Consider the following 23544-nt stretch of genomic DNA (forward strand, 5'->3'; position numbering starts at 1 on the left):
AAGACAGGAGAATATCATTTATGCTGACAACCAAACAGCGCGCGCAGCTGCGCGCTTTGGCAAATCCTTTGGCCGATACACTCATCATCGGCAAGGAAGGCGTGACCGATGCAGTCGAGCGCCAGCTCGACCAGCTGCTTGAGGCACACGAACTGGTCAAGGGCAAGGTGCTGGAGAATGCTATGCTTACTCCGCGCACGGTGTCCGAAGCGTTGTGCGAAGCGACCGGCGCCGAACCGGTGCAGTGCATCGGTTCCAAATTTATCGTATACCGGCAGGCACACGACAAGGATAAGCGAAAGATTGTGCTGGTCAAATGAGGACGGGCATTCTTGGCGGAACGTTCAACCCGCCGCATCTGGGCCATTTGCGCGCGGCACAGCTGGCGCACGATGCGCTTAGCCTTGACCGGGTGCTGTTTATCCCGACGAATATTCCGCCGCACAAAGCGTTGCCTGAACACACAGCCACGGCAGCCGACCGCTGTGAGATGGTGCGCCTGCTGACCAAAGACACGCCGTGGGCCCGGTTGGATACCATGGAAATCGATCGCGGCGGTGCCAGCTATACAGTGGATACGCTGCACGCGCTGCACGCGCGGGGAGAGACCGACCTGTATCTGATCGTCGGCACGGATATGCTGCTGTCGTTTGACCGCATTTGGCGTGCGCCGGATGAAATCGTGCAGCTGTGCACACTGGCGGTCTGCGCCCGCACGCAGGATGATTGGGCAAGGCTGCGCCGCAAGGCAGTGCTGCTGCACCGCAGTATGCACGCGAATATCGAGCTGGTACAGGGAGCCAGCATTCCCATTTCATCGACCGAGCTGCGGCAGGGCGGCGCGCTGCGCCGCTATACCGCGCCCGCGGTCGCGGATTATATCGAGCGAAATCACCTATACGGTTATTGATAATAAGCGATATAAAATCAGAAAGGCGGGGAAAAGTTATGTTGTGTAACGATGAAATGAGGCAAGGGATTCTGGCGCGACTGCATGGATACCGGTATGAGCATACGCTGGGATGTGAGCGAGCTGCCAGGAAGCTGGCGGAGCGCTTCGGCGGCGATCCGGAAAAGGCTGGGGTGGCCGCTATCCTGCACGACATAACAAAGCATCTTTCTCCGCAGGAACAGTTGAATTTATGTGAGAAATACGGTATAATACCCTGTACCGTTGAAAAAAGCGAGCCGAAAATGCTGCATGGGAAAACGGCGGCGGCCATTGCGCGCGAGGAATACGGCATGCCCAAAGATATCTGCGACGCAATTGCCTGCCACACCACCGGCAAGCACGGCATGACATTGCTGGATAAAATTCTTTATCTGGCTGATTACATTGAGGATACGCGCGATTTTCCGGGTGTGGAAAAGGCGCGTGAGCTGGCGCAGAAGAGCATTGACCGTGCGCTGCTCTATTGTTATGACCAAACGCTGACCGAACTGGTTGAGCGTGGTAAACTGATACACAGCGATACGATTGCAGCATATAATGATATGATTCGACAGGGTATTCGCTGGCGTGACGAATAGGACAATACTGGAGGCAGGAATCGTTTGAAACTTTTCGGAGGCAGCGGAGGCCGTAGCGGCCGGACAAACCGCACGCAAAATCAAAGCGCGCCGCGGCAGGCCGCGGGCAAAACCAATCAAAAGCCAATGTCCACGGCGCCGAAAGCATCGCAGTACGCGTCAAAGCCTACAGCGTCAAGAACACCGCAGTCTGCGTCAAAGGCTACGGTGCAGAGAGCGTCGCAGTCCGCACCCAAGCCGACGGGAAAAAAGGGTGCAAAGGTAAAAAAACAGCTGACAAAGGGTCAGAAGCGCAAGCGCGTCATTATTATCACGGTGGTTGTGCTGGCACTTTTGCTCTGCGTTGCGGCTGCCGCAGCGATCTTTATCCGCCCGCCGCAGGCCAATGACCCCACCATCAAGGATAAGGAAAACGGCGATAAAATCGACGTCAACAGCATGCTCAATTCAGGCACTCGAATCGACGATGTGTTTACCTTTGTGGTCGGCGCGGTCGACGAAGATGAAACCAGAACCGATGCGCTGATGGTTGCCACGATGGACGTCAATAAAAAGACCATCAACGTGATGAACATTCCGCGCGATACGATGTGCAACAACGGTTTGAGCGGTGCGAGCCGCAAGATCAATGCCGCTTACGGTATGAGCAAGGGCATTGAGCAGACCAAAACTGAGATTGAACGTCTGATGGGCTTCAAGCCGGATAAATATGTTATCGTTAATTTCGATGGCATCGCAGCGATTGTAGATGCGATCGGCGGCATTGATTATGAGATTCCTTTCCGGATGCAGTATGACGATCCATCGCAGAACCTGCACATTGACCTGTATGCCGGTATGCAGCATCTGGACGGTAAGCAGACAGTGGAATTCCTGCGCTGGCGGCATAACAACGACTATTCGGTACAGTATCCGAACGGCGACGAAGGCCGTGTGGAAAATCAGCAGAAGTTTTTGAAAACACTTGCAGGAGAGGTATTCCAGCTCAAAAACATCACCAAAATCTCCTCGATTGCCGATGCGGTATTCCAGAACGTCAAGACCGATTTGACCGCAGGCGAGCTGCTCTGGATGGGTATGCAGGCGTTGCAGATCAAAAACGAAAATATCCAGTTCTTCACGCTCCCCGGTTACGGCGCTATGAGCTATGCCGGCAGTGACCCGTACCAGTATTCATTCTTCTTCCCGTACTATAAGGAAACGCTCGATCTGGTCAATCAGTATTTCAATCCATTTGAGGAGAAGATTACTACGCTCGATATGGTAAGCGGACCGGAAAGCGGCAGCTCTTCGAGTTGGAGCGGCGGCGTCAGCTCGGGTGAGGATAATTATGTCTGGGGCGATACCTCGGACGAGGATTACAATAATGATTCTGGTTCGACCGGCGGAGAAAGCAGCGGCGGCGGAGAGACTTCGTCCGGCGGCAGCACCGGCGGTGGAGAAACTACGGGCGGCGGCACGACCGAAGGCGGTACAACCGGCGGCGGAGAAACCACAGGCGGCGGCAGTACCGGTGGTGGAGAAACCACGGGCGGCGGCAGTACCGGCGGCGGAGAGACCACAGGCGGCGGCAGTACCGGCGGCGGAGAGACCACGGGCGGCGGCAGTACCGGCGGCGGAGAGACCACAGGCGGTGGCAGTACCGGCGGTGGAGAAACCACAGGCGGCGGCACCGGCGGCGGAGAAAGCAGCGGCGGCGGTACGACCGATTCCGGTACGGGCGGCGGCGATGCTGTAATCGACCCGGAAGCATGACGATAAAGAAGGAGTTAAAAAATTGACTGCTAAAGATACCGTAAAAGCGATTTGTGAAGCGCTTCTGGAAAAGAAAGCGCAGGAAATCGAAGTATTGCAGGTGGAGCGTCTGACCGAGCTGACCGAATATTTCGTCATTTGTTCGGCGTCCTCGACCACGCAGGTCAAGGCGCTGGCCGATAACGTGGAGTGGCGTCTGAAATACGATCACGAGACACTGGTGCACCACACCGAGGGCTACGAGTCTGCGCAGTGGATGCTGCTCGATTATGGCTGCGTTGTGCTGCATGTGTTTATGCCGGAGGCCCGCAAGTTCTACAATCTGGAGAACCTGTGGAAGGACGGAACGCCCGTGGCGCTGTCCGAGCTTGGCATTGCAGAAAAATAAACGGGATGCGGCGGATGCAGGAAGTGCGTCCGCCGCGTTACCGCGCCTAAAATAAACCATTCACTTTAGGGGGAAATACCGTTGAAGTACGATCACAAACTGGTTGAAAAAAAGTGGCAGGACATCTGGGATGAGGCACATTGCTTCGAAGCGGAAAATGGCAGTCAGAAGCAGAAATTCTACGCGCTGGTCGAATTCCCGTATCCGTCCGGTCAGGGTCTGCATGTAGGCCATCCGCGTTCCTACACCGCGCTTGATATCGTGGCGCGCAAAAAGCGCATGCAGGGGTACAATGTGCTGTATCCGATGGGCTGGGACGCCTTTGGTCTGCCGACAGAAAATTTTGCCATCAAAAACCACATCCATCCGGCGGAAGTGACTAAGAAGAACGTTGCACGTTTTAAGGGACAGCTCAAGTCGCTCGGCCTGTCGTTCGACTGGTCGCGCGAAATCAATACGACTGACCCGAATTACTACAAGTGGACGCAGTGGATCTTCCTGCAGCTGTTTAAGAAGGGCCTTGCCTATAAGAAGGAAATGAGCGTCAACTGGTGCACCTCCTGTAAGTGCGTGCTGGCAAACGAAGAGGTTGTCAACGGCGTGTGCGAGCGCTGCGGCAGCGAAGTTGTCCATAAGACCAAGAGCCAGTGGATGCTGGCGATCACCAAATACGCCCAGCGTCTGATCGACGATCTGGATGAGGTGGATTTCATCGAGCGCGTTAAGGTACAGCAGCGCAACTGGATTGGACGATCCACCGGTGCAGAGGTCGATTTCAAGACCACTGAGGGCGATACGCTGACCGTATACACCACCCGTCCGGATACGCTGTTTGGCGCAACCTATATGGTTATTTCTCCTGAGCATCCGGCGGTCGAGAAGTGGGCGGACAAGCTCAAAAATATTGACGCGGTGCGCGCTTACCGCGAGGAAGCGGCGCGCAAGTCGGACTTTGAGCGCACCGAGCTGAACAAGGACAAGACCGGCGTCAAGTTGGACGGCGTTGCTGCAATCAATCCGGTCAACGGCCGTGAGATTCCGATTTTCGTATCTGACTATGTCCTGATGGGCTATGGCACGGGCGCTATCATGGCGGTTCCGGCGCATGACGACCGAGATTGGGAGTTTGCTAAGAAGTTTGGCTGTGAGATTATCGAAGTGGTCTCCGGCGGTGAGGATGTGCAGAAGGCGGCTTTCACTGCAAAGGACGAGACCGGTATTCTGGTAAACTCGGATTTCCTCAACGGCAAGACGGTCAAGGATGCCATTCCGGCGATGATTGCATGGCTGGAAGAGAAGGGCATCGGTCATGCCAAGGTGCAGTATAAGCTGCGCGACTGGGTATTCTCCCGTCAGCGTTACTGGGGCGAGCCAATTCCGCTTGTTTACTGCGAGAAGTGCGGCTGGGTGCCGATTCCGGAGGACCAGCTCCCGCTGACTCTGCCGGATGTGGAAAGCTATGAGCCGACCGAGAACGGCGAGTCGCCGCTTGCCAAGATGACCGACTGGGTCAACACCACCTGCCCGTGCTGCGGCGGTCCTGCCAAGCGCGAAACCGATACTATGCCGCAGTGGGCCGGTTCGTCGTGGTATTTTCTGCGCTACATGGACCCGCACAACGACAAAGCGCTTGCCTCCAAGGAAGCGCTGGAATACTGGTCGCCGGTTGACTGGTACAACGGCGGTATGGAGCACACCACGCTCCACCTGCTGTACAGCCGCTTCTGGCATAAGTTCCTGTATGATATCGGCGTTGTGCCGACCAAGGAGCCATACGCTAAGCGCACGAGCCACGGTATGATTCTGGGCGAGAACGGCGAGAAGATGTCCAAGAGCCGCGGCAACGTGGTCAATCCGGATGAGATTGTGGACACCTATGGCGCGGATACAATGCGTCTGTATGAAATGTTCATCGGCGACTTTGAGAAGGCTGCACCGTGGAGCCCGAAGTCGATTAAGGGCTGCCGCCGCTTCCTTGAGCGCGTCTGGGGTCTGGCCGAAAAAGTGCAGGAGGGCGAAGAATATTCCAAGCAGCATGAGGTGCTCATGCATCGCACGATCAAGAAGGTTGGCGAGGATGCGGACAACCTCAAGGCGAATACCGCAATCGCGGCACTCATGACCATGCTCAACGAGTTCTACGACAAGGGCGTCAATAAGGCCGAGTATATGACCTTCCTGACGTTGCTCAATCCGTTTGCGCCGCACATCACCGAAGAGCTGTGGCAGCAGATGGGCGGCGAGGGCCTGTTGTCTGTTGCACCGTGGCCGGTTTATGAAGAGGCCAAGACGGTCGAGGATACGGTCGAGATGGCGGTGCAGGTCAACGGCAAGCTCAAGTGCACGATTAAGCTGCCCGCGGACTGTGACAAGCAGGTAGCAATCGACACTGCGCTGGCAGAGGAGAAAGTCCAGAACGCGATTGCCGGCAAGGAAATGGTCAAGCAGATTGTCGTACCTGGTAAAATTGTCAATCTGGTCGTTCGTTAAACTTTGTTATTGACACGGACGGTAAAAACAGATATAATATTCTTACGGTTTTGTGTGCCGTTGTATGCAGAGCCGTGCATAGCGTTCCTCCAGAGGGGAACGCGCGGAGGGAGGGAAAACTGTGTCGGAGATCCGCATCAAGGAAAATGAATCTATTGACAGCGCGCTGCGCCGTTTCAAGCGTTCGTGCGCCAAGGCGGGTACGCTTTCCGAGCTCCGCAAGCGTGAGCATTATGAAAGCCCGAGCGTCAAGCGCCGCAAGAAATCTGAGGCTGCGCGCGCCAAGAAGAAAAAGTTTCGCTAATTAGTAGAAAAGAACAGATGCAGAAGCATCTGTTCTTTTTTCGTTCGGCATAAAACTAATCGTGCGCTCAGGCAGTGTTTACACTTCTTTCAAATTTTCTACAAACTTTAGACATATGGGTACGGTATAGTATAACCACAGCAAGGGAATAACCCCTTTTGATATAAACTTCTTCATGGGAAGATGATAAAAAATCTGTTCGGCCCTGTGGGACGGAATACCGCGCAGGCTCCCGGACAGTCCAAAGACAAGAGGCTCAACCGCCCATTATCATAGAGGCACGCGTTGCGAAAAGCGGCGCGCGCTTTTTTGTGCAGAAAAACAGAGTTTGCGTATGCAAATCCGAAAAAGATTGAAAAATATAAAAAAACAGCGTATAATAATATAGTTATGGATTTGAGAATTGCGGAAATAGGGAGTTAAGGACTTTATGAGCAAAGCAAAACCGTCATACGGCAACGAGAGTATTTCCTCGCTCAAAGGCGCAGACCGTGTGCGCAAGCGTCCGGGTGTTATATTCGGTTCGGACGGGCTGGAAGGCTGCGAGCATGCGGTGTTCGAGATTCTGTCCAACTCGATTGATGAAGCGCGCGAGGGCTTTGGTACCGAGATTGTCACCACCCGCTACGAGGATGGCTCGATTGAGGTGGCAGACCGCGGTCGAGGTATTCCGATTGAGTGGAACGAGAATGAGCAGCGTTATAACTGGGAACTGGTGTTCTGTGAGCTGTATGCGGGCGGCAAATACAAGAACGACACAGGCGAGAATTATGAATTCTCGCTTGGCTTGAACGGTTTGGGTACCTGTGCGACCCAGTATTCCTCGGAATATATGGATGTGACAGTCGTGCGCGACGGGTTTGAGTACAGCCTGCACTTTGAGAAGGGCGAGAATAAGACCCCGACTAAGGAAGGATTCACCAAAAAGCCGACGACCTCCAAAAAGACCGGCACGACCATCCGCTGGAAGCCCGACCTTGAGGTATTCACTGACATTAACATTCCAGTCGATTATTATCTTGATACGCTCAAGCGGCAGGCTGTGGTCAACAGTCACATCAAGTTCGTGCTGAAAAATCAGGTTGGTGGTAAGTTTGAAACAACCGAATTTCTCTACCAGAACGGTATTGTGGATTATGTCACCGAGCTGGTCGGTGAGAACCCGCTGACTTCGGTGCAGTTCCTGGAGGGCGAGCGGCGCGGCCGAGACCGTGCGGACAAGCCGGAATACAAGGTCAAATTGTCCTGTGCGTTCTGCTTTTCGTCTGCGGTGTCGCGCATTGAGTATTACCACAACTCCTCGTGGCTGGAGCACGGCGGCGCGCCGGACAAGGCAGTGCGCTCGGCGTTTGTTTCGGCGCTGGACGGCTATCTCAAGCAGAACGGTAAGTACACCAAGAATGAGAGCAAGGTCACATTCCAAGACGTGCTGGACAGCCTAGTTCTCGTGACCAACTGCTTCTCTACGCAGACCTCGTATGAAAATCAGACCAAAAAGGCCATTACCAACAAGTTCATTCAGGAATCGATGACCGATTTCCTCAAGCAGGGCTTGGAAATTTACTTCATCGAGAACAAGGCTGAGGCGGATAAGATTGCCGAACAGGTCCTCATCAACAAACGCAGCCGTGAGCAGGCGGAAAAGGCGCGTCTGAACATCAAGAAAAAGCTGTCCGGCGGTATGGATTTGGCTAACCGTGTGCAGAAATTCGTTGACTGCCGTACCAAGGATGTAACCCGCCGTGAGTTGTATATCGTTGAGGGTGATTCTGCGCTCGGATCGGTCAAACAGGGACGCGACAGTGAGTTTCAGGCGATTATGCCGGTGCGCGGCAAGATTCTCAACTGCTTGAAAGCGGATTACGGCAAGATTTTTAAAAACGATATCATCACCGATTTGCTGAAGGTACTCGGCTGCGGGGTGGAAGTGCGTGGCAAGGCTGCAAAAGACCTGTCTGCGTTCGATCTTGAGGCGCTGCGTTGGCGGCGCATCATCATCTGCACCGATGCTGACGTGGACGGGTTTCAGATCCGCACACTGATTTTGACTATGCTGTATCGGCTGGTACCGACGCTGATTGAAAAAGGCTATGTCTATATTGCCGAATCGCCGCTTTATGAGATCACCTATCGAGATAAAAGCTATTTTGCGTTTGATGAGAGTGAAAAAGCTGCAATTCTGCAAAAACTCGAGGGGAAAAAGGTGCTGATTCAGCGTTCCAAGGGTTTGGGTGAGAACGAGGCGGATATGATGTGGGAAACCACAATGAATCCCGAAACCCGCCGCCTGATTCGTATCCAGCCCGAGGACGCCAAGGCGACCAGCGAGATGTTTGACCTGCTGCTGGGCGATAATTTGTCCGGTCGCAAGGAATATATCGCGGAAAACGGCGCACAGTACCTCGAGTTGGCAGATATATCCTGACAAGGAGTTAAATTTGGATGGCAAAGAAGAAAAACGACGAGCCAAAAGTATATAAGGAGCATCCTTCGGTTGACCAACGTATCACGGATACGCTGCGCGAGAACTATATGCCCTATGCAATGAGCGTTATTGTTTCGCGCGCAATCCCCGAGATTGACGGTTTTAAGCCCTCGCATCGCAAGCTGTTATACACGATGTATAAAATGGGGCTGCTGAACGGCAACCGCACCAAGTCAGCTAACATTGTCGGCGCAACAATGAAGCTCAATCCGCACGGTGACGCGGCCATCTACGAGACGATGGTGCGCCTGACGCGCGGCAATGAAGCATTGCTCATGCCGTTTGTCGATTCCAAGGGCAACTTCGGCAAGGTGTATTCCCGCGATATGGCCTATGCCGCACCGCGTTACACTGAGGCCAAGCTGGATGCGTTCTGTGCGGAGCTATTTCGTGACATCGACACGGACGCAGTGGATTTCACCGACAACTATGACGGAACAATGAAGGAGCCGACGCTGCTGCCGACGACCTTCCCGAATATTCTGGTTTCGGCCAATACGGGCATTGCGGTCGGCATGGCGTCCAACTTCTGCGGCTTTAATCTGGAAGAGGTATGCCGCACGACGATCGAATGCATCAAGAATCCAGGGCACGATCTGCTCACGACTCTGCCTGCGCCGGACTTCACGACCGGCGGTGAGCTGATTTACGACGAGGACGAGATGCGTGCGATTTACGAGACCGGTCGTGGATCGTTCAAGGTGCGTGCGAAGTGGACGTTTGACAAAAAGGACAACCTGATTGAGGTTACGGAAATTCCGTACACGACCACCATTGAGGCGATTATCGATAAGATTGCAGAGCTGGCCAAGAGTGGTAAGCTGCGTGAAATCGCAGATGTGCGCGATGAAACCGATCTGTCCGGCCTAAAGATTGCAATTGACCTCAAGCGCGGCACCGACCCGGAAAAGCTGATGGCAAAGCTGATGAAGCTGACGCCGTTGATGGACAGCTTTTCCTGCAATTTCAATGTGCTGATTGGCGGTATGCCGCGTGTGCTGGGTGTACGTGAGCTGCTCGATGAGTGGACCGCATGGCGCACCGAGTGTGTGCGTCGCCGTGTGTTCTTCGATCTGAATAAAAAGAAGGACAAGCTGCATTTGCTGCACGGTCTGGCCAAGATTCTGCTGGATATTGATAAGGCGATTCGCATTATCCGCGAGACGGAGGAGGACGCCGAGGTTATCCCAAACCTGATGATTGGCTTCGGTATCGACCAGATTCAGGCCGAGTTTATTGCGGATATTCGCTTACGCAATATCAATAAGGAGTATATTCTCAAGCGCACGCAGGAGACCGAGGCGCTGGAGAAAGAGATTGCAAAGCTCGAGGAAATCGTTAAATCCAAAACGAAGATTCGGAATATTATCGTCAAAGAACTGGAACAGGTTATCAAAAAGTACCCATCGCCGCGCCGTACTCGTCTGGTGACTGCCGAGGCGGTGCCGGAGTTCGATGAGGAGGACCACATCGAGGATTATGCGGTGCTGCTGTTCCTGACACGCGAGGGCTACTTCAAAAAAATCACGCCACAGTCGTGGCGTATGTCGCAGGAGCACAAGCTCAAGGATGGCGACGAGGTGATTTGGCAGACCGAGACAACCAACAAGGCTGAAATCGTGTTCTTCACCAATATGCAGCAGGCATACAAGGCACATCTGTATGACTTTGACGATTGCAAGGCATCGGTGCTGGGTGATTATCTGGCCGGAAAGCTCGGCATGGACGAGGGCGAAACGCCGGTGTATGCCATGCTGCCGGGCGATTACAAGGGTAATATGGTCATTGTGTTCCAAAACGGCAAGGCTGCGCGCTTCTCGCTCGAAAGCTTTGAAACCAAGACAAACCGCCGTCGCTTGACTGGCGCGTATTCGGCCAAATCGCCTGCGGTGGCGTTCTTCCATCCGGTTGATGAGGAGACCGAAATCACCATGTTTTCGACGGCCAACCGCGCGCTGACCTTCCGCGCGAACATGCTGGACATCAAGGCCAGCCGCTCGACACAGGGCGTACAGGCTATGGTACTGCGTGGGAAGCATACAATTACGCGCGCCTGTCGCATGGAGGCCGCAGGGTTGTCCGACAATGGACGCTACCGCTGCCGCAGCATTCCTTCTATCGGCGCGCTGTTGACCGATGAGGACCTGCCGGAAAAGCAGATTAAATTTGAATAAATGCAAAACAGTCCCGCCGCACAGTTGCTGTGCGGCGGGCTTTGCCTTGCGTGCACTTTTGCGCTGTGCTATAATAAATTCCATAAGAAAGGGGCGATTTGACATGCTTAATCAGCAGATGGCGGCGTTGGGGAACAACCGTTCTACCATCCGCGAGCTTTTTGAATACGGCAACCAGCGCGCAGCGGTAGTCGGACGGGAAAATGTATTTGATTTTTCTATCGGCAATCCGAATGTGCCTGCGCCGGATGCGGTGCGTGAAGCAATTTTGGCTGAGGCTGCGGGCGACCCGGTTGCGCTGCACGGCTATACTTCTGCGCAGGGTGCAGCGGATGTGCGCAAGGCACTGGCAGATGACCTCAACCGCCGTTTCGGAACGGCCTATACGGGAGACAGTCTGTACCTGACCGCGGGTGCAGCGGCGGCATTGTCCTGTGCGTTTAAGGCGATTGCCTGTCCGGGAGATGAGTTTGTTGTGCTGGCGCCGTATTTTCCGGAATACCTCATGTTCATTGAAAGCGGCGCGGGGGCCAAGGCAGTTATTGTGCCGCCGTCCATCACGGATTTCCAAATCGATTTCGACGCGTTGGAGCAGGCGCTGAACGAGCACACCAAGGCGGTTGTAGTCAACTCGCCAAACAATCCGTCGGGCGCGGTTTATTCAGAGCAGACTGTGCAGCGGTTGTCTGCACTATTGCGCGAAAAAGAAAACCAATACGGGCATCCCATCTATTTGGTATCGGATGAGCCTTACCGGGAGATCGTATATGATGGCATACAGGTGCCGTTTGTCCCGAACTATTATGATAATACGATTGTGTGCTATTCCTATTCCAAGTCACTTTCATTGCCGGGTGAGCGTATCGGCTATGTGCTGGTGCCGCCGCAGGCGGCCGACAGCGCTGACCTGTATGCTGCCGTATGCGGCGCGGGACGTGCGCTTGGTTATGTATGCGCGCCCAGCATGTTCCAGCGCGTGGCGGCGCGCTGTGCGGGTCTGACGAGCGATATTTCAGTCTATCAGACCAATCGAGACTTGCTTTACCAAGGACTTACCGGTATGGGATATACCTGCGTCAAGCCTGCGGGAGCGTTTTACCTGTTTCCGCAGACGCTCGAGCCGGACGACCGCGCATTCTGCGAGCGTGCGAAAAACTATGATTTGCTGGTTGTACCGGGCGCAGATTTTGGCGCGCCGGGTCATATGCGCATTTCTTATTGCGTGCAGACGGAAACCATTCGTCGTGCGTTGCCGCTGTTTGCAGAACTGGCAAAAGAATATGGGAAAGGTTAAGTTGTTGAAAACTTCTAATTAACTTCTGCGAAGTATGTACAAAGTGTTAACGGCTATAGGATATATTGCACAAAAATAAATGATATCAGTTGTATGATATTCATAAAACATGCCGCTTGTTTTTTTGCCGCACTCCGTGTATTATAATAGCAGAGATTAGGAAATAGTCTCAGAAACATTACACGAAAAGGAGCGTGACGAAATCATGATGAAGGGTTTCTTCAATGATCTGGTCGCAGCACGTATGCTGGATCTGGACCAGAACCGCGTCAAGTCGATGTCTCGCAAGGCGCGTCACACCGCCAAGTAATGTGAAATCATTACGGTGGCTGCTGTGGCTGCCTTGAGGAGTCAGAAATGAAATGACAAATGAAAACGGCATGTAAAAGACCTTCCGGAGCGGTTCGGAAGGTCTTTTGCTGTGCGCTCAGCCGGAGCGGCGGTGTTTGACGAGGTCGGCGGTATGCCGATGGAAGAACTCGGCACGTTCCGCTGCGGTTGCCGGGTGAATTTGCTGCTTTCCGCAGTCCGGGCAGGTGCGCTGCTGTTCGCTGCCGCGGAAAATATAGTGGCAGCATTTGGTTTGACAACTGTAAATCATGCCGTTCACCTCCTATGATGGTAGAATACCAGAGTAGGTGTCCGATAAATCTCCCTTGCTTGCGTGTGAAAGGGAAAAATGCTATACTGGCTTCATGTCAGAAAAAGGGGAAGAGAAAATGAAGGAACAAACAACAGAGTTGGTTCGTCGGTTATATATGCCTGCGGTCTTGTGTACCGCACTGTGGGGCAGTGCGGCCCCCTGTATCAAAAAGGGATATGAGCTGTTTGCTATTGCATCGGACGCACCGTTTTCTCAGCTGTATTTTGCAGGCTGGCGGTTTGCGCTGGCGGGACTGCTGGTGCTGCTGGTGGCGCGCATCAAGGGCCACCGTATCGTTCCGCTGCGCAGTGAGTGGAAACCGATTTTCTGGATTTGCCTGTTTCAAAGCATGATTCAGTATGTGTGCTATTATATCGGTTTGTCCGGCACAACCGGCACCAAGGGCGCGGTGTTGTCCGGAACGCAGACCTTTTTTGCACTCATCTGCGCGCATCTGTTTTTGCAGAACGATAAAATGAACCGGCAGAAAGTGATTGGCTGTCTGTGCGGCTTTGCGGGGGTGCTCGTGCTCGGCCTGGGTGGTCTGAATGGCTTTAACCTGCATGGCGACGGCTTGGTGCTGCTGTCGGCGGTGTCTGCCGGTGCAGGTGCGTTGGTTTCCCGCATTTATACACCGGGACGTGATCCGATGCTGTTGACCGGTTGGCAGCTGCTGATGGGCGGTGTGTTCCTGTTGGCGGTTGGTCTGCTCGGCGGAGGCCGACTGGGAAGGGTCACACCGGTCGGTGTGCTGCTGCTGGCGTATATGGTAGTGCTGTCTGCCGCAGCGTTTACCATCTGGACAGCGCTGCTGGGTAAATTTCCAGTGGGCAAGGTCAGCCTGTTCTGTTTTTTGATTCCGGTGTTTGGCGCGCTGATCTCTGCCATCGTGTTGGGAGAACAAATCCTCACGCTGCGCAATTTGAGCGCACTGGTGCTGGTCAGCGGCGGTATCGCAATTGCAAATTATGTACATGAGAGTAAAACAGAGGGCGGGCAGGCATAATAAAGAGAAAAAGGAAAAAACAACATGGTTTTCAGTTCAGCGATCTTTCTGTTTATCTTTCTGCCGGTCGTGTTCGTACTCGATCGTGTGCTGCCCGGTATACGGGCAAAAAATATGCTGCTGCTCGTAGCCAGTCTGATTTTTTATTCGTTCGGGCAGCCGGTCTATTTGCCGTTGCTGCTGCTCAGTGTGGTACTGAACTACGTGTGTGGTTTGCTGGCAGCGGGTAAATATCCGAAATTGGGCGTTGGGATCGCGGTCGTGGGCGGCATCGGCTTGTTGGCGGTGTTCAAGTATGCCGACTTTGCGATTGGTACGATAAATAACCTGTTCGGTATTGCGTTGCCGATGACTGGTATTGCGTTGCCGATCGGCATTTCGTTCTTCACCTTTCAGGGACTGTCCTATGTGATTGACGTGTATCGTGACCGGTCGGTCGTTTCTCGCTCTTTTGTGAAAATTCTGCTTTATATTTCTTATTTTCCACAGTTAATTGCGGGTCCGATTGTGAAGTATCACGATATTGAAAAGGAGATAGATCAGCGGTGGACCACACCGCGCGAAACCGCTTTGGGTATCCGTCGGTTCATCTGTGGGCTTTCCAAAAAGCTGTTAATTTCCAATGCGATGGGGCAGATGGCGGACGCGGTGTTTGCGCTGCCCACGGGTGAAATCGGTATGTTTGCTGCGTGGATGGGAGCCATCTGCTATACGCTGCAGATCTACTTCGACTTTTCCGGTTACAGCGATATGGCAATCGGTATGGGTCGGATGTTCGGGTTCCATTTTCTCGAAAATTTTGATTACCCTTATACGGCAACCACGATTCAGGAGTTCTGGCGTCGCTGGCATATTTCGCTGTCGACTTGGTTCCGCGATTATCTGTATATCCCGCTGGGCGGCAACCGCAAAGGAAGAGTGCGCACTTGGGTTAATCGCGTGATCGTGTTTTTCACAACCGGACTGTGGCACGGTGCAAACTGGACATTCGTGCTGTGGGGCCTATGGCACGGCTTGTTCTCGGTGCTCGAGGACAGCGGCATCGTGCCTGCACGTCGGCTGAAAGGAAAGACGCTTGGTCATGTGTATACCATGCTGGTGGTTGTGCTGGGCTTTACACTGTTCCGCGCTGAGTCGCTGGGACAAGCGGGTGCGATGTTTGCGGCGATGCTTACCGGTGTGGGTCTGGACTGGACTGGAACAATGACTGTATGTTCATTATTTACACCTGCGTTCTTGTTAGCCCTGGTTTTGGCGGTTTTGCTCAGCTTTCCGGTTGCAAAACGTTTACAGCCGAAAAATGAATCCATTACACTTGCAGGGGCGATGGTGCTGCTTGTGCTTTGTATGCTGAACTTGTCGGCAGGCACATTCAATCCGTTTATCTATTTTCAGTTCTGAGGAGGCTGCCATGAAATACCGAATTTTTACCGCAGCCTTTGTGCTGCTCTGCTTGATTCCCTCGGCGGGCATGCTGTTCCTGCCGCCGACACAGGCGGCGGCCAATGAGCGACTGTCGCCCAAGCCGGTCCTGCAAAACGAGGATGGCAGCTGGAATACGACAGTGCTCGATCAAGTGACCGACTACATTGCCGACCACTTTGCATTGCGGCAGGAAATGGTCACAGCGAACGCCGCTTTGCAGACTACGCTGCTCGCCACTTCACCCGCAGAGGATGTGATTTATGGCTCGGACGGCTGGCTGTACTACACTCAAACACTGGACGACTACCAGAATCACGCTACGCTGACCGAGGAACAGGCGCGACAGGTTGCGCAGACAGTGGCAGATATGCAGGCGTATTGTGAGTCGCGCGGTGCACGATTTGTGTTTACTATCGCGCCCAACAAGAATTCGCTCTATCCCGAGCATATGCCCGCACGCTATCTGCAAAGCGATTCCCCGGGCAATTATGAGCTTGTTGCGAAATATTTGCAGGAATATGGGGTCAACTATGCTGATTTGTTCACTTTTCTTTCCGAACAGGATGAGGTGCTGTATCTGCAAACGGACTCGCACTGGACCAACCGCGGCGCCGCGCTTGCGCATGATTTTCTGATGCAGGTGCTTGGTTTGCCGTATACGCCGTTTGGGGAGGCATCCTATACAACGGAAAATACCCACCGCGGCGACTTGTATGAAATGCTGTACCCCAAGGGAACGGAATTGGAGGCGCAGCAGCAGTACGAAGTCGATTTTTCCTATGTCACCCCGCCGCGCACGGCTGAGGATATTTTGATTCAAACCACAAGTGAGCATGCGCAAAACGGGCGCTTGCTTCTGTGCCGTGATTCTTTCGGAAATGCGCTGCACCCATTTCTGGCGGCGGACTTCCGCGAAGCGGTCATCACGCGGCAGATGCCCTATCCATTGACGCAGGTGCAGGCGGGCGATACGGTGATTGTTGAGATTGTCGAACGGAATCTTGAAAATTTACTCAAATATCCGCCTGATATGGGGAACAACCAAGAGACGGAATCCGTCGAATAAAACAGAAATGACCGGGAGGAAAAGATATGAAAATGAAATTGACAGCTCTGCTGCTGGCGCTGATTCTGTGCAGTAGCCTGGCAGCATGCGGCGGCAATCAGAATGCCGCCACAGAGGACAAAAAGGATAACGAGGCCGTTGACACGGTAAAGGATGAAGAAAACAAGGACAAGACCGAGGATACAACCCCCGAAGAGGACAAGACCGAAGCGGACAAGGATGCCGCCGGCAGCCAGACTTCGGACAGCACCTCGCAGTCCAAGCCGCAGTCGGGCAGCACTTCGTCCGGTACGAGCACGGGCAGCAGTTCGACCAGCAAGCCGCAGTCGAGCGGCAGCACATCGTCTGGTTCGACCTCTTCGAGCGGCAGCACGACCAGCAAGCCCTCGTCGGGCAGCTCGTCCAGCAGTACTTCGACCAGCAAGCCGGAATCTACTCCGGCTCCCGCGCCGAAGCCTGAGCCGACACCCGAACCGGCGCCTGAACCGGCCAAGCCGACTGCTGCGCAGGCATCCGGATACATCGGTTCGTCTGCTTCTGCACTGGAGGGAGCGCTCGGTTCCCCCAGCTCTAAGAGCTATTCGCCGAGCTGTATGGGAGAAGGCGAGGACGGCGTATGGACGTACAGCGGATTTACGGTGTACACCTATCGGGAAAACGGCGTGGAGACCGTGGAGGCCGTTGCTTAATCCAATAACAAAAAACCTTTGCTGTTCGGCAAAGGTTTTTTTGTATTTCTTATAGAATGACGCGGCGTGGTTTTTGTGCAATTTCACGCACCGGACGGCAGGGTACACCAACAGCCAGTACTCCCGCGGGGATATCCTTAGTGACAACGCTGCCTGCACCAATGACGGCGTTATCTCCGATGGTCACGCCGGGCAGCACCTGTACGCCCATGCCAATCCAGACGTTATTACCGATGGTGATGGGCTTGGCATATTCCAATCCGGCGTTGCGCTGTGCGGTGTCAAGTGGGTGTCCGGCTGTGGAAAAACAGCAGTTTGGGCCGATGAACACATGGTCGCCAAAGGTCACCGGCGCGCCGTCCAGAATAACCAGATTGTGATTGGCGTAAAATGCTTTTCCTACTCGGATGTTGCTGCCGTAATCTACAAAGAACGGCGGCTCGATGTAGGTGTCCTCGCCGCAGGCGGCCAGCAGCGTGCGCAAAAGCGCGAGACGTTCCGCTTTCTGTGTACTGCGCAGCTGATTGTAATCCATGCAAAGGTCCTTTGCCACTGCACGGACCTGTATCAGCTCCGGGTCGTAATTGGCATCATACAGCAGCCCGGCGGCTGCTTTTTCTCGTTCGGTCATGTTACTCTCTCCTCAGTTTTGATGGCGCACCAGCTCGTAATCATCGCCGGAGCGGTAATAGGGACAAGGGCCGCTGCTCTGCGACAGACGGTAGAATTCATCCTCATCCAGATAGGCTTCGCAGACATACTCGTCCAGAATGTCGTCGTATACATTGTACGCGCAATCCTCACAGGTGCCGGTCATGGCGATTCCCCCAATCATACAGGTGTGGTGCGAAAGAATAAAGCACTTATTTGACTTTTGGTGTTATTTCAAGCATAACATATTTTGTGGAAAGGTTCAAATAGATGCTTTGATCTTTGTGCAATTTGTGCTATCATAAAGTTGATAAACATCAATAGGAGCGTGACCAATATATGAAGCTATATACATATCAAAACAATGACGGCGTCGATCGCATCGGTATCGGTTATAAGGGATGGCCGGGGCTTCTCTGGCCGCTCGAGGCTTTCGGCCTGTCGTTCCCCGATATGACCGAGTTGATTCGCCGCATTTCCCCCGCACAGCTGGTGCGGCTGTCGGATGTAGAACAGGCGACCGAGGGTGCGGCACTGCGGCTGGACAGCGTGCGTTTGCGTGCGCCCATTCCGTATCCGGCGCAGGATGTGATTTGTCTTGGCATCAATTATGCTGACCATGCGGTGGAGTCTGCGCGTTTTCACGAGGATGCATTCCTTGTCAACCGCAAGAAGGCAGTCTACTTCAGCAAGCGCGTGTGCGAAGCGTCCGGTTGCGGCGATCCGATTCCGGCGTATGAAGGACTGGTGGACAGCCTTGACTATGAAGCAGAGTTGGGTGTGGTTATCGGCAAGGACTGCAAGAATGTCAGCGCATCCGAAGCGCCCGGCCATATTTTCGGCTATACAATTGTTAATGATGTGTCTGCCCGCAATTTGCAGACAACGCATAATCAGTGGTATTTCGGCAAGTCGCTCGACGGATTCACGCCAATGGGGCCGTGCATTGTGACGGCGGATGAAATTGCCTATCCGCCCGCGCTTGCCATTTCGTCCACGGTAAATGACGAGCAGCGTCAGAATAGCAACACGGACCACCTGCTGCACTCGGTTGGAGAAATTATTGCGGAGCTGTCGCAGGGTATAACACTCAAAGCAGGCACCATCATTGCAACCGGCACGCCTGCGGGCGTCGGTATGGGCTTTACGCCGCCGAAGTTCCTTAAAAAGGGTGATGTAGTCACTTGTGAGATTGAGGGTATCGGTAAGCTGACCAACACAGTGGAATAAGCAGGGGAGGCGCAGGTATGGACAAACCCAAGCAGATGATAGTGATGCGGCGGGATTTGAAAATGCGAAAGGGCAAGATTGCGGCGCAGGCGGGGCATGCCTGTGTCACGGCGGTACTGGCTGCGTTGGAGCGGGAGAAGCGGCTCGGACAGGTTCGAGCAGACGAAAACGGTGTAACGCTGACGGAGAGTGAGCAGCCTGTAACACCGCTTAGCGAATGGTTTTCGCGTGGCGTGGCCAAGGTGTGCGTTTATGTTGATTCGGAGGAAGAACTGCTCGCAATCGACCGCAAAGCCAAGGAGGCGGGGATTCTGTCTGCGCTCATCTGCGACAATGGCATTACCGAGTTCCACGGCCAGCCAACCTATACCTGCCTTGCATTTGAGCCTGCGCTGCCCGAAAAAGTTGACCCGATTACCGGCGAATTGCCGCTCTTTTGAGCGGCAGCGCTGTTTTGGTCGCAATTTGTAACATTCTTGTGCCTTTACAAACACGGTTTGTCATGATATGATAAACAAAGCCACGAAAAGGAGGGATTGCCATGGGCGCAGTGTCCAAACAAGGCACCAAACAGGTCACGGCCAACAAAAAAGCATGGCATGACTACTTTGTCGAGGAAAAGTACGAAGCGGGCATCGAATTGGCAGGCACCGAGGTGAAGTCCATTCGGCAGGGGCAGATTAATCTGAAGGATTCTTACTGCACCTTCAAGGATGGTGAGCTTTTTGTGCGCGGGATGCATATTTCTCCGTATGAAAAGGGAAATATCTTCAATAAGGACCCTCTGCGCGTGCGTCGGCTGCTGATGCACAAGAAGGAAATTGCAAACCTGTTTGGCAAAACCAAGCAGGACGGGTATTCGCTCATTCCGCTTTCGGTCTATTTCAAAAACTCGCGTGTGAAAATCGAGCTTGGTCTTTGTAAGGGTAAAAAGCTGCATGACAAGCGCGACAGCATCGCCGCGCGAGATGCTAAGCGGGAGATGGATCGTGCGATGAAGGAAAGAAATCGTTGATTTTTTGCATCCGACTGGATGCACCCGAAATGGGGCCGTAACGGGTTCGACGGGGGTGTTGAAGCCGGGATAGCGGGCCGCAGTGGGGAACTGCGTAAAAAGCTCCAACTGTTTATAAATTAAACAACAACGATTATACTCTTCAGGCTGCCTAATTAAGGCTTAGCCCGTCGGCTCAGAGAGGACCACGGCTTTGAGACCCGGCGTCGATTAGTGGTGAACGTGTACGGGGTAAGAGTTGCCCCCGTCATGTAACATGACTCTACTGAAGTGACAAGCCTGTTTGCCGGCATGTCATGGAGGGAATGCAAAAAGACAAACTGCGCCCGGAGAAGTCACGGTGAATGTGCTTTCGGACAGGGGTTCAACTCCCCTCGGCTCCACCATAAAATCAAAACGGTATAGATGCCACTGGCGAAAAGCCAGTGGCATCAACCGTTTCCGGGCTTTTTCAGCTCGAAAATTCGATGATGATTCCATAGATGCCAACCACTGTTTCCCCCTAACTGGTGGGATTCGAACCCCCTCTTCTCAGTGGTTGGCAAACCCGAAACCATGTGGCGCCCTTTTTGAAACAGCAATTTTCAAAAAGGGCGCTATTTTTCTGCCAATAGGATACACAAAATTTGGGGCGTCAATTTGTTGGTCGTGATGGGCCAATAGGTTGGCGCCCTTTTTCATTTTCAGACAATTTCAAAAAGGGCGCTAAGATTTAGGAGGTAGTAAATGAATCGAGAACAGTTTTTTCAAGAGCTTCGTACCGCTCTCCACCGTGAGGGTTTCACCCCGCAACTGGAACAGGACGAATCACTTCCCGTGGAGTGGAATGGTCTCCCTCTCTGTCGGATCACAGAGGGCGGAGGTGTTCGCTACTGGCAGGAGGATGTGGCGACGCCGGAGCGAGAACGGGCCTGTGAGCGAGCCACCAATCTGGCCCGCATGGTGCAGGAGTATATGACCTTGATGGAACAGGCTCCCCCGCTGAATGCCCAGGGCCTCTTGGGAGATTTCAGGGTGCTGGCTGATTTCAACGGAACGGTTCTGGCCGGACACCCGACCAAATTTGGCGTCCACTTTGTTACCTGGGACTGGAACTTTGACCGTACAGGTCTTAACTACGGACACTATTTTCAGGAAAACTATTCGGGCGCCAAGCAGGACTTCGCCACCCGGTCCGGCCTCATCTCTAAACAGCAGATTTTTAACGCAGCACAACTCACCGAAATTTACCGATGCTGCGCCGACACACTGGATGCCGGATTTGATTTGACCTATAAGCAGGAACAATGCATCAAAGGCGTTCAGGAGCAGATCCTGAGCGGAATGCCCAATATCCTGGATCACATCAATGAGCAGGAGCAGCACGCTACGAATTCTCAAAGCCAGGAGCTGACAATGTAATACACCAAGCGCCGGAGTTTTAGAAGTGACTCCGGTGCTTTTTTATTTCACCGAAAGGAGATCACTACCCATGACGCGCTATTTCATGAGAGATACCCCGTTGTATCAGATGGAGCAGATGATGATGACCCCACCTCATTTCAAGCCCAGAGGTCATGGCCAGCGCCGCTCCGGATTTCAGTATCAGGCCAAGGATGTAAAATGCGAATACTGCATGAACTACTCTCGCAAGAATCTCTGCCCTCTGGACCAGTGCATTTGTCTGGAGGAACGGATCGAAACTGGGACCCTCAGTCTTGAGGAATTGCTCAGGGACTGTCTCAACAGCAAACTAAAAATGAGTCTGTGGGGGCGGTTGGCACAGATGCTGTACCAGCATCCCCTGCAATTTTTCCGTACCGACGAACATCGTAGCCGCTGGACACGCTGGCGAACACGCTACCGCCAATTGTCGCAACGCAACCAGGCTGCGTTGTTTCTCCTGACGGCCTACGCTGATATCTGGCGCAGGGTGATCTGGAAAATTGAAGATGATGGCTTCAATTTTGACTCCGTCCAGCTGGCCGGCATCCAACCGGAGCTTTACAGCGTTTATCAGGCAGCCAAGGCAATTTCCACCGGCAGCCAAAACATTACCATCGCCGATCTCGCATCCCACGAACTGGTCACAGATGAGGCGTTCCAACTGATTATCTGCGCTCTGCTTCTGGCCAGATACGGTGATGCGATTTCAGATTTAGAAAGAAAGGGTGATTCCTAAAGCATGATGGAAGCAGTTTTAAGCAATTCGGACCATCCAGAGTTCGGAGAAGTGACCATTCCGCTTCCCATCCCCAGAGAACAATACGACCACTGCATAGAGCTGGTAACCGCACTTGAAATTGGAAGTGTGGTTAACTCCGACTGCCATGTAAATGAGTTTTGCAAAGGGTGGCCGGTATTTTATCGGCTGGAGGGGACGCAGGTCAATCTGGATGAGCTGGATTATCTGGCTAAGCGGCTGGAGAGCTTTGATGTCGGCGAGTACTCACAATTCCAGGCCATGGCCGAAAAACTGGATCTCACCAGTATGAAGGATCTGATCAACCTGACCTTCTGCTGCCAGCAGGCAACGGTCATTACAGATTTTTCTGACCTGGGTGCCATTGGCCGTGACCATTATATGAACACTCACGGCGGATGTGCCGGCACCGAGGAGTTGGAGAATCTGGATGGTGAGGAAACAGCAGTTCTTTTGATCGAAGACAACGAAGGTACTGTCACACGCTACGGCGTGGTTTATGACAACGGTATGCAGCTCTCGCAGCTCTACGATGGAAAGCATCTCCCCGGCTACCACTACGAAGCGGATATGATCATGGTGGGATTGGTTTCCCGACAGGAACCGGAGAACACCAAAAATGTCACCTGGATATACCTTCCCGCATCCAAAGGACAGATCGAGCGTGCTATGCAGCGCAGCGGTATTGCCGACCCGAAGGATATGTGTTTCCGAATGGGTGACAGTATGTTCCCGGAGGAAGTGGATGTGGCGCTGGACTTTCGGCGTGAAAACATCTATGAACTCAATGAGCTGGCGCAGGCCGTGGGTAAACTCTCCAACGATGACTGCATAAAGCTGGGTGCTGCTGTGAGCATGGCCGGACCGGAATGTGCCAGTCAGATCCGTCATCTGGCTGAGAATCTGGATCTCTTCGAATTTGCCCCTGGCGTACACACTCCGATGGAATACGGAAAATATATGATTCAGAAATCCGGCCATTTTGAGTACGACCCCAACCTGGACGAGTTCTATGACTACGAGAAATACGGCCTGCAGCACATGGATCAAGAGTCCGGTATGTTCACCAACCGCGGCTATATCGCCTACCAGGGTACGCTGAGTCTGGAGGAATTGATGATGGAAGATCCAGCAGAAGCACACGAAGCGGAATACGGATTGCAGATGGGAGGACTGTAAATGAAAAAGAAAATCATGATCACACTGGCATCTGTGGC

23 protein-coding genes and 1 other RNA gene are annotated in these 23544 nt (G+C 53.4%); 21 read left to right on the top strand and 3 right to left on the bottom strand.

The genetic code is table 11. The features are described from left to right. Positions 1 to 20: 20 nt before the first annotated feature. The 10 genes from ACESSO_RS09505 (at position 21) to ACESSO_RS09550 (ending at position 12420) form a co-directional block, all read left to right on the top strand. Positions 21 to 320 (top strand): YhbY family RNA-binding protein, encoded by a 300-nt coding sequence (locus ACESSO_RS09505; RefSeq protein WP_373164866.1) that lies wholly within the window; start codon positions 21 to 23, stop codon positions 318 to 320. Continuing rightward, positions 317 to 910, top strand: a complete 594-nt coding sequence (gene nadD / locus ACESSO_RS09510) for a nicotinate (nicotinamide) nucleotide adenylyltransferase (RefSeq protein WP_373164868.1) — start codon at positions 317 to 319, stop codon at positions 908 to 910. The genes ACESSO_RS09505 and nadD overlap by 4 nt, the downstream gene beginning before the upstream one ends. A 38-nt stretch (positions 911 to 948) precedes the next feature. Further along, positions 949 to 1530 carry a bis(5'-nucleosyl)-tetraphosphatase (symmetrical) YqeK gene (gene yqeK, locus ACESSO_RS09515; protein WP_373164870.1) on the top strand — a complete coding sequence of 194 codons (582 nt, stop codon included), beginning with the start codon at positions 949 to 951 and terminating at the stop codon, positions 1528 to 1530. Positions 1531 to 1737: 207 nt separating this feature from the next. Further along, entirely contained in the window at positions 1738 to 3285 is a 1548-nt protein-coding gene (locus ACESSO_RS09520; protein ID WP_373164872.1) for an LCP family protein, read from the top strand. 22 nt (positions 3286 to 3307) lie between these two features. After that, positions 3308 to 3673 (top strand): ribosome silencing factor, encoded by a 366-nt coding sequence (rsfS, locus tag ACESSO_RS09525; protein WP_297274831.1) that lies wholly within the window; start codon positions 3308 to 3310, stop codon positions 3671 to 3673. Positions 3674 to 3754: 81 nt separating this feature from the next. After that, entirely contained in the window at positions 3755 to 6163 is a 2409-nt protein-coding gene (leuS, locus tag ACESSO_RS09530) for a leucine--tRNA ligase (protein ID WP_373164873.1), read from the top strand. 121 nt (positions 6164 to 6284) lie between these two features. Beyond that, positions 6285 to 6467 (top strand): 30S ribosomal protein S21, encoded by a 183-nt coding sequence (rpsU, locus tag ACESSO_RS09535; RefSeq protein ID WP_031472056.1) that lies wholly within the window; start codon positions 6285 to 6287, stop codon positions 6465 to 6467. A gap of 430 nt (positions 6468 to 6897) precedes the next feature. After that, positions 6898 to 8892: a type IIA DNA topoisomerase subunit B gene (locus tag ACESSO_RS09540; protein WP_373164874.1), complete on the top strand. Its 1995-nt coding sequence runs from the start codon at positions 6898 to 6900 to the stop codon at positions 8890 to 8892. Between the two features lie 17 nt (positions 8893 to 8909). Further along, a complete protein-coding gene (locus ACESSO_RS09545) occupies positions 8910 to 11126 on the top strand; it encodes a DNA gyrase subunit A (protein WP_373164875.1) in 2217 nt (738 codons plus the stop codon). Positions 11127 to 11229: 103 nt separating this feature from the next. Continuing rightward, positions 11230 to 12420, top strand: coding sequence for a pyridoxal phosphate-dependent aminotransferase (locus ACESSO_RS09550; RefSeq protein WP_373164876.1), 1191 nt, complete (start codon positions 11230 to 11232; stop codon positions 12418 to 12420). Positions 12421 to 12847: 427 nt separating this feature from the next. On the opposite strand, the gene ACESSO_RS09555 is transcribed toward ACESSO_RS09550, so the two are convergent. Continuing rightward, positions 12848 to 13021, bottom strand: a complete 174-nt coding sequence (locus ACESSO_RS09555; RefSeq protein ID WP_373164877.1) for a hypothetical protein — start codon at positions 13019 to 13021, stop codon at positions 12848 to 12850. 118 nt (positions 13022 to 13139) lie between these two features. On the opposite strand from ACESSO_RS09555, the gene ACESSO_RS09560 reads away from it, so the two are divergent. Genes ACESSO_RS09560 through ACESSO_RS09575 form a run of 4 tightly spaced genes read left to right on the top strand, consistent with a single transcriptional unit; the run spans position 13140 to position 17249 of the window. Beyond that, positions 13140 to 14069, top strand: coding sequence for a DMT family transporter (locus tag ACESSO_RS09560; RefSeq protein ID WP_373164878.1), 930 nt, complete (start codon positions 13140 to 13142; stop codon positions 14067 to 14069). A 24-nt stretch (positions 14070 to 14093) separates the two neighbouring features. Continuing rightward, the gene (locus tag ACESSO_RS09565) at positions 14094 to 15470 is read left to right on the top strand and encodes an MBOAT family protein (RefSeq protein ID WP_373164879.1); all 1377 of its coding nucleotides are present in this window, start codon (positions 14094 to 14096) and stop codon (positions 15468 to 15470) included. A 10-nt stretch (positions 15471 to 15480) separates the two neighbouring features. Further along, complete coding sequence (locus ACESSO_RS09570) at positions 15481 to 16560, top strand: hypothetical protein (RefSeq protein ID WP_373164880.1); 1080 nt, start codon at positions 15481 to 15483, stop codon at positions 16558 to 16560. A gap of 26 nt (positions 16561 to 16586) precedes the next feature. Next, positions 16587 to 17249 (top strand): hypothetical protein, encoded by a 663-nt coding sequence (locus ACESSO_RS09575; RefSeq protein ID WP_373164882.1) that lies wholly within the window; start codon positions 16587 to 16589, stop codon positions 17247 to 17249. 49 nt (positions 17250 to 17298) lie between these two features. On the opposite strand, the gene ACESSO_RS09580 is transcribed toward ACESSO_RS09575, so the two are convergent. Together ACESSO_RS09580 and ACESSO_RS09585 are read right to left on the bottom strand one after the other, a co-directional pair. Beyond that, positions 17299 to 17880 (bottom strand): sugar O-acetyltransferase, encoded by a 582-nt coding sequence (locus ACESSO_RS09580; protein ID WP_373164884.1) that lies wholly within the window; start codon positions 17878 to 17880, stop codon positions 17299 to 17301. A 12-nt stretch (positions 17881 to 17892) separates the two neighbouring features. Then, the gene (locus tag ACESSO_RS09585; protein WP_373164886.1) at positions 17893 to 18066 is read right to left on the bottom strand and encodes a DUF6472 family protein; all 174 of its coding nucleotides are present in this window, start codon (positions 18064 to 18066) and stop codon (positions 17893 to 17895) included. 173 nt (positions 18067 to 18239) lie between these two features. Here ACESSO_RS09585 and ACESSO_RS09590 point away from each other — a divergent pair, with 173 nt between their 5' ends. The 7 genes from ACESSO_RS09590 to ACESSO_RS09620 all read left to right on the top strand — a co-directional run bounded on the left by ACESSO_RS09590 (position 18240) and on the right by ACESSO_RS09620 (position 23506). After that, complete coding sequence (locus ACESSO_RS09590; RefSeq protein WP_373164888.1) at positions 18240 to 19130, top strand: fumarylacetoacetate hydrolase family protein; 891 nt, start codon at positions 18240 to 18242, stop codon at positions 19128 to 19130. A gap of 17 nt (positions 19131 to 19147) precedes the next feature. Further along, complete coding sequence (gene pth2, locus ACESSO_RS09595; RefSeq protein WP_373164889.1) at positions 19148 to 19570, top strand: aminoacyl-tRNA hydrolase; 423 nt, start codon at positions 19148 to 19150, stop codon at positions 19568 to 19570. 101 nt (positions 19571 to 19671) lie between these two features. Further along, positions 19672 to 20145: an SsrA-binding protein SmpB gene (gene smpB, locus ACESSO_RS09600; RefSeq protein ID WP_297274817.1), complete on the top strand. Its 474-nt coding sequence runs from the start codon at positions 19672 to 19674 to the stop codon at positions 20143 to 20145. A gap of 31 nt (positions 20146 to 20176) precedes the next feature. Then, positions 20177 to 20531: a transfer-messenger RNA gene (gene ssrA, locus ACESSO_RS09605) on the top strand. A gap of 340 nt (positions 20532 to 20871) precedes the next feature. Further along, positions 20872 to 21546, top strand: a complete 675-nt coding sequence (locus ACESSO_RS09610) for a hypothetical protein (RefSeq protein WP_373164891.1) — start codon at positions 20872 to 20874, stop codon at positions 21544 to 21546. 70 nt (positions 21547 to 21616) lie between these two features. Next, positions 21617 to 22306 carry a hypothetical protein gene (locus tag ACESSO_RS09615; RefSeq protein ID WP_373164892.1) on the top strand — a complete coding sequence of 230 codons (690 nt, stop codon included), beginning with the start codon at positions 21617 to 21619 and terminating at the stop codon, positions 22304 to 22306. A 6-nt stretch (positions 22307 to 22312) separates the two neighbouring features. Next, complete coding sequence (locus tag ACESSO_RS09620) at positions 22313 to 23506, top strand: antirestriction protein ArdA (protein ID WP_373164893.1); 1194 nt, start codon at positions 22313 to 22315, stop codon at positions 23504 to 23506. The last annotated feature ends 38 nt before the right edge of the window (positions 23507 to 23544 follow it).

It is taken from the genome of Agathobaculum sp. Marseille-P7918, assembly GCF_964248325.1.
In the GTDB taxonomy this organism is placed as follows: Bacteria; Bacillota; Clostridia; order Oscillospirales; family Butyricicoccaceae; genus Agathobaculum.

What these genes read in the sequence shown, in the direction of transcription:
- ACESSO_RS09505 (WP_373164866.1), top strand. Translation starts at nt 21, where the DNA reads ATGCTGACAACCAAACAGCGCGCGCAGCTGCGCGCTTTGGCAAATCCT.
- nadD (WP_373164868.1), top strand. Translation starts at nt 317, where the DNA reads ATGAGGACGGGCATTCTTGGCGGAACGTTCAACCCGCCGCATCTGGGC.
- yqeK (WP_373164870.1), top strand. Translation starts at nt 949, where the DNA reads ATGTTGTGTAACGATGAAATGAGGCAAGGGATTCTGGCGCGACTGCAT.
- ACESSO_RS09540 (WP_373164874.1), top strand. Translation starts at nt 6,898, where the DNA reads ATGAGCAAAGCAAAACCGTCATACGGCAACGAGAGTATTTCCTCGCTC.
- ACESSO_RS09545 (WP_373164875.1), top strand. Translation starts at nt 8,910, where the DNA reads ATGGCAAAGAAGAAAAACGACGAGCCAAAAGTATATAAGGAGCATCCT.
- ACESSO_RS09550 (WP_373164876.1), top strand. Translation starts at nt 11,230, where the DNA reads ATGCTTAATCAGCAGATGGCGGCGTTGGGGAACAACCGTTCTACCATC.
- ACESSO_RS09555 (WP_373164877.1), bottom strand. Translation starts at nt 13,021, where the DNA reads ATGATTTACAGTTGTCAAACCAAATGCTGCCACTATATTTTCCGCGGC.
- ACESSO_RS09560 (WP_373164878.1), top strand. Translation starts at nt 13,140, where the DNA reads ATGAAGGAACAAACAACAGAGTTGGTTCGTCGGTTATATATGCCTGCG.
- ACESSO_RS09565 (WP_373164879.1), top strand. Translation starts at nt 14,094, where the DNA reads ATGGTTTTCAGTTCAGCGATCTTTCTGTTTATCTTTCTGCCGGTCGTG.
- ACESSO_RS09570 (WP_373164880.1), top strand. Translation starts at nt 15,481, where the DNA reads ATGAAATACCGAATTTTTACCGCAGCCTTTGTGCTGCTCTGCTTGATT.
- ACESSO_RS09575 (WP_373164882.1), top strand. Translation starts at nt 16,587, where the DNA reads ATGAAAATGAAATTGACAGCTCTGCTGCTGGCGCTGATTCTGTGCAGT.
- ACESSO_RS09580 (WP_373164884.1), bottom strand. Translation starts at nt 17,880, where the DNA reads ATGACCGAACGAGAAAAAGCAGCCGCCGGGCTGCTGTATGATGCCAAT.
- ACESSO_RS09585 (WP_373164886.1), bottom strand. Translation starts at nt 18,066, where the DNA reads ATGACCGGCACCTGTGAGGATTGCGCGTACAATGTATACGACGACATT.
- ACESSO_RS09590 (WP_373164888.1), top strand. Translation starts at nt 18,240, where the DNA reads ATGAAGCTATATACATATCAAAACAATGACGGCGTCGATCGCATCGGT.
- pth2 (WP_373164889.1), top strand. Translation starts at nt 19,148, where the DNA reads ATGGACAAACCCAAGCAGATGATAGTGATGCGGCGGGATTTGAAAATG.
- smpB (WP_297274817.1), top strand. Translation starts at nt 19,672, where the DNA reads ATGGGCGCAGTGTCCAAACAAGGCACCAAACAGGTCACGGCCAACAAA.
- ACESSO_RS09610 (WP_373164891.1), top strand. Translation starts at nt 20,872, where the DNA reads ATGAATCGAGAACAGTTTTTTCAAGAGCTTCGTACCGCTCTCCACCGT.
- ACESSO_RS09615 (WP_373164892.1), top strand. Translation starts at nt 21,617, where the DNA reads ATGACGCGCTATTTCATGAGAGATACCCCGTTGTATCAGATGGAGCAG.
- ACESSO_RS09620 (WP_373164893.1), top strand. Translation starts at nt 22,313, where the DNA reads ATGGAAGCAGTTTTAAGCAATTCGGACCATCCAGAGTTCGGAGAAGTG.